Genomic DNA, 5,098 nt, shown 5'->3' with positions numbered 1-5,098 from the left:
CGCTGGTCCGAGCGGCCGCTGGCAGCCGTGGTCTGGCGCGGAGAACCGGTCCCGTTCGAGGAACTGTGCGCCTTTCTCTCCGAGCGGGTCGCCAAGTGGCAGCTCCCGGAGCGATGGACCGCCATCGACGCGGTGCCCAAGACCTCAGTCGGCAAGTTCGACAAGAAGGAAGTCAGGCGCCACTACGCGGCCGGCGACTATCAGGTCACGCAGCTCGGCTGAGCGGCGCGTGCTAGATCAGCTAAGGCAGATCTTCGCGAGCAGATCCCCGATGCGGTTCCCCACCTCGGAATCGGTTGACCGCTCCGCCAGATACAGCGCGCCGTTTCCGCTGCGCAGCCCGTTGGCAAACTGCGCAGAGTCGGTACCCAACGCGGTGTAGACGACTATGGGCGTCGTGGTCAGCCGCTCATGGTCGCGTAGCCACTCGACGATGCCCGTGCGCCGTCGCCGCACCTGCATCAGATCCATGAGAACCACGTCAGGCACGCCGTCGGTGGCGCGGTTGATGCTCTCCGCATCGGTCGCCGCGAGTAGCACCTGCATGCCCTGACGCTCCAGCGAGTGCGTCATCGCCTCGGCCAGGTCATCGCGGGCCTCGATCAGCAACACGCGGGGGAGCGAGACTCCGGGCGGAGTGAGCGCCTGCAACAGCAACGCCGGATCAGGGCCCTGTGGCGGCTCGGCCGGCCCGCCGCCGATGCCCGCGGTCACCACGATCGGCAGTCCCGCGTTGATCGCCGCGCCGCGCAGTATCCGCAGGCCACGCCGCGTGATCGGTGCCGCGATCGGGTCCACGAGCACGGCGCTGGGCTTCGTCGAATGCTCTGAAGCCAACTCGTCCACCGTACGCGGCAGCGCGTCGAAATTGTCCAGCGCGACCGACTCGTAGCCGCGCTCGTCAAGCACGTCCACCGTCGACTCGTCAGGTTCTGGCCACAGCAGCAGGGTCGGACTGAACTTCGCGTCCGGAACCATCTCGACCGGCATAGCGCCCGAGTCCTGCATCCCCGACCGTGCCATCGGGTCGACGGCCGCAGGCTTCGCGGTCGCAGGCTTCGCGGCTGCCGGTTGCGCGGCTGCCGGTTGCGCAGCGGCCGGTTGCGCAGCGGCCGGTTGCGCGGCCACGACAGGCGGCATGGCCTGCGTCGGGGCGTCGTCTACGGCACCGAACCCGGTTTCCCTGGCGGCCTGAGGCGCGATCTCCGGACGCGCAGCCGGAATACGCGCAATCGCGGCTGGGCTCAGGGCCGGACCCGGATTCGGGCTCTGCGGTGCGGGCTCAGCGGCAACCGCCCGCCTGCGCCCGCGTGGCGCCGTGTCCTCCTCGGGCCGCTCGGACGTCACCGTGCCCTGCTTCGCGACGCCACGCTCCTCGACGAACCCCGTCTCGACTGGCGCCGTCTCAGCAGGCGTCGTCTCGGTGGACGCTGCCTCGACGCGCGACTCCTCTTCGGGCTCCGCCTGAGGCTGCCACGGCTGCTCATTCGGTTCCGTTACCGCAGCAGCACCGCTGCCAGCAGCTGCCCCGTTACCGCGCGCCGAGGGATTGGGCGTACCGACGGCGTCCATCTCCTGCGTAGGCGGATCCGACGGGTTACGCGGCGGCCGTGTCCACACATCGCTCGTGGGCAAAGGCTTGCTCGGCTTGAGATCGAGCGGGATCGAGCCGGATGAACGAGACAGCGACGAACGCACCTGTGCCGGAATACGCGCCTGGCCGTTCGTGCCGGACGCTGCGGTAACCGGCCGCCTTGCATCCGCGCCGTGGCTCGTGTGGTGGCCGTTGGTCTTCTCCACCTGCGTAGCCTGACTGGTCGCCGTGGGCGCGGTACCGGGTGCCGCTCCGCCGGCCGCAGGCGGGGGATTGACCGATGGGGGCGCCGCGGGCGGCTCCACACTCGATTCGAGCGTGTTCGACGAAGGAGGGCGCACTCGCGAGACCGGCGTGATGCGCGCCGGCCGCACCGACCGCGTGTTCACCGTTGAGACGGCCGAACTCCCGGGATTCGACGAGGTCGGATTCGACGGCGAACCGGGTCCGATCGCGCGTGCGTCGCCCTTCCCGCCGCCCGCCGAACCCTCCAGCGGGATCTCGACCACGTGCGTGTTGCCCTTGCCCGCGATCCGGTGCGTCGTGACCGTGCCGCCGTGCTGCGCCACGATCGCCCGCGCGATCGGGAGATGCAGCGGGCCGCCGCCGGTGTGCGGGCCGCGGATCTCGATCCGGGCCACCGGGCCGCGCCGGGCCGCCGTCACCACGACCTTCCCGCCGACCGGCGAGGCGTTGACCATGTCGGCGAGCAGGTGGGCCAGCATCGTCGCGAACAGCTGCGGGTCCACCGAAACCTCGACGTCGGCGGTGTGCGCGATCAGGTCCACGCCGAGCGCCGCGGCGTCCGCGTCCGTGGCCTCGACCGCCGCGTCGACCACCACGGACAGCGCTATCTTCTGCGGCTCGCAGGGCGTATCGCCGACCACCATGTGCTGGTAGTCCACGATGTCGTCCACCAGCCGGGCCACCTCGGCGAGATCCGAAGAGGCGGACCCCAGCGCCTGCCGCACGTTCGGGCCGAGCTCGCCGATCCCGTACTCGGCCACATTGCGCAGCTCGGTGAGTACCGCGGCCAGCGGCGCGCGCAGCTCGTCCTCCAGCACCTCCGCCAGCTCGCGGGCCCGGCGGATCGCCGCGCGCGCCTCGCTGTTGTCGGAGAAAGTCATCACCGCGCCGATGATCACATCGCCCTCGAACACCGGCGCGGTGGTCACGTCCACGGTCACCGAGGTGCCGTCGCTGCGCCACAGCACCTCGTCCTGCGAGCGGTGCTTGGTCCCGTTGCGCAGGCTGTCCACGATGAGGACCTTGTCCGCCGATATCGGCGTTCCGTCCGCGGCCGAGTGCGCGATCAGCTCGTGCACGTCCTGGCCGCCCAGGTCGCTCGCGCGATGCCGCAGTATCCGAGCGCCCGCCGGATTGACCAGCACGATGCGGGCCTCGTTGTCGACGCCGATGATGCCCTCGGAGGCGGCCCGCAGGATCAACTCGATCTGCCGCTGCTGCCTGCGCAGCTCAGCCTCAACGTCAAGCTCGCCGGTCAGATCACGCACGACGTACAGCGTCAGCTCGTCGCCGTCATCCGGCAGCTTCGCCGTGTTCACCTCGGCCGGGAACAACGTTCCATCGGTACGCCGCGCCGCCAGTCGCTCAGCCGGGCTACGCACCGGCCCTTGCGGTACCGCACCGACCGGCGCGGCAGACCCCGCGGGCAGCGCGGCCGGACCCGGACCCGTGGCGACCGCACGCCCAAGCCCCGGCAACAGCACCGCGATCGGCTTGCCGAGCAGCCGCTCCGCGCTTTCGCCCTCGAACAACTCAAGGGCGACGGCGTTCGCGTTGACCACCAGGCCCGAGGCGTCAGCGAGCAGCAGCGCGTCCGGCAGCGCGTCGAGTATCGCCGCGAGCCGAGAGGCAGAACGGCCGGACGTACGGCTCACCGGGTACTGCCCTCCACTCGCTTTCCAGGCCGATCCACCCTTACGGATCGGTCACACACGCCCCGGCGCCCTTATGGCGGCGGCCCGTTCACACCGCCGGACCGCCTCGGCCGGCGTGGGCCCGGAGCGGATTGTGGGTCCGACTATTCCACACGCTGCGCTGCGGCGGGAGGGACCACTTTCCCGGTAGACGTCCCGGCCCCGCCGGTGGGTTGCGCAAGGCCTGCCGTCAGCACCATGTCCGTAAGCAGCGGACCGCTCGGGCCCGGATTTGTTTTGTCGCGCCGTCTCCGGTCCGGGTATGCTGTGCGGGATCGTACCAAGCCGGTCACCAACGGTGGCACGGAAAGTGTGATTTGTGCCCGATTCGGGCACGCGCATCAGGAGGCTTCGCCTAGTCCGGTCTATGGCGCCGCACTGCTAATGCGGTTTGGGTCTAAAACCCATCGAGGGTTCAAATCCCTCAGCCTCCGCAGCAAGGCCCCCGTCCGCAGGGACGGGGGCCGCTTCGTTCCGGGCTAGTCCCTCAGCCCACCAACCTCGCCGCCAGCACCGCGTTCCCCAGCTGCGACAGCGGCTGCCACCGATGCGCCACCGCCTCGCGCCCACCCAGCGTCGGCAGGTTCGCGCCGGTGCGGAACGCGAACCGGAAGTCGAAGTGCCGATGCGCCGGCTCAGCGCGTACGTCGCTGGCCGGGATCGGGTGCACGTCGATCTGAATCGGCAGCGACTCGTCCCCGCCCACCTGCTCGATGTCCTCGGGTCTGATCCCGCATTCCTCGGCCAGCTCCCGCAGCGCGGTCCCGGTCAGCGACTTGTCGTCCGGCTCGCAGTGCCCGCCCGGGTTCAGCCAGCGGCCCAGGCTGCGGTGATGGATCTGCAGCACCCGCTCCTGGTCGTCGAGCAGGATCACGCCGGCGGTGATGTGCGCCGGGTAGCGGCGGCGGGAGGTGAAATCGAAGCCCTTGCCGAGCGCCAGGATCAGCGGAGCGAGCGCCTCCCGTTCCTCCGGGTACGCGGCGAGGTAAGCGTCAACGGTTGCGGTGATCTTCTCCAAGTGGATGGCCATAGAGCGGTCCGTCCTGCTGCGGGGTGTGCGCGATAGTCATGACAACGTACTGGAACGCGAGATGATGCCCGCGAAGAGACTCATCGCGGAGTATATGAGTGTCTAGCGTAGAGCTGAGACGCCGTCATAGAGTCCTTTTCGTGGATCCGATCAGGAATCCCTACGCGCCGGGAGCCGGGCAGCGCCCGCCCGAACTGGCCGGACGGGATCGCGAGCTGGACCAGTTCGACGTCGTGCTCGAGCGCATCGCCAGGAGCCGCCCCGAGCGGTCGCTGGTGCTCACCGGCCTGCGCGGCGTCGGCAAGACCGTGCTGCTCAACGCGCTGCGCTCGCAGGCGATCGGCCGGCTGTGGGGCACCGGCAAGATCGAGGCGAGACCGGACCAGACGCTGCGCCGCCCCGTCGCCGCCGCGCTGCACATGGCCGTGCGCGAACTGGCGCCGCGCCACCGCGACCCCGAGCGGATCGACTACGTCCTGTCCGTCATCAAAGCCTTCGCCCTGCGCGACTCGGCGACCGGCTCCGGCGCCGGCT

3 protein-coding genes, 1 tRNA gene and 1 pseudogene are annotated in these 5,098 nt (G+C 70.1%); 3 read left to right on the top strand and 2 right to left on the bottom strand.

The genetic code is table 11. The features are described 5' to 3' along the window. Positions 1-222, top strand: a pseudogene (locus tag VFB40_RS11935) (fatty acid--CoA ligase); the annotation flags it as partial. Positions 223-237: 15 nt separating this feature from the next. On the opposite strand, the gene VFB40_RS11930 reads toward VFB40_RS11935, so the two are convergent. Next, positions 238-3,495: a PAS domain-containing protein gene (locus tag VFB40_RS11930; RefSeq protein WP_324849936.1), complete on the bottom strand. Its 3,258-nt coding sequence runs from the start codon at positions 3,493-3,495 to the stop codon at positions 238-240. 383 nt (positions 3,496-3,878) lie between these two features. Between VFB40_RS11930 and VFB40_RS11925 the strand changes: the two genes are divergently transcribed. Continuing rightward, positions 3,879-3,968, top strand: a tRNA-Ser gene (locus VFB40_RS11925). A gap of 53 nt (positions 3,969-4,021) precedes the next feature. Here VFB40_RS11925 and VFB40_RS11920 read toward each other — a convergent pair. Further along, positions 4,022-4,564 (bottom strand): NUDIX hydrolase, encoded by a 543-nt coding sequence (locus tag VFB40_RS11920; RefSeq protein WP_324849934.1) that lies wholly within the window; start codon positions 4,562-4,564, stop codon positions 4,022-4,024. A gap of 140 nt (positions 4,565-4,704) precedes the next feature. Here VFB40_RS11920 and VFB40_RS11915 point away from each other — a divergent pair. Next, positions 4,705-5,098, top strand: a 394-nt coding sequence (locus VFB40_RS11915) for an ATP-binding protein (RefSeq protein WP_324849932.1), incomplete at its 3' end; no start/stop codon positions are given.

The sequence above is a fragment of the Actinocrinis sp. genome (assembly GCF_035650855.1).
In the GTDB taxonomy this organism is placed as follows: domain Bacteria; phylum Actinomycetota; class Actinomycetes; order Streptomycetales; family Catenulisporaceae; genus Actinocrinis.
Note: the sequence above shows the minus strand (reverse complement) of the source record. Positions and strands in the feature narration are given on the sequence as shown.

Excerpts from the sequence above, each read along its gene's own strand:
- VFB40_RS11920 (WP_324849934.1), bottom strand. The coding sequence starts at position 4,564 with ATGGCCATCCACTTGGAGAAGATCACCGCAACCGTTGACGCTTACCTC.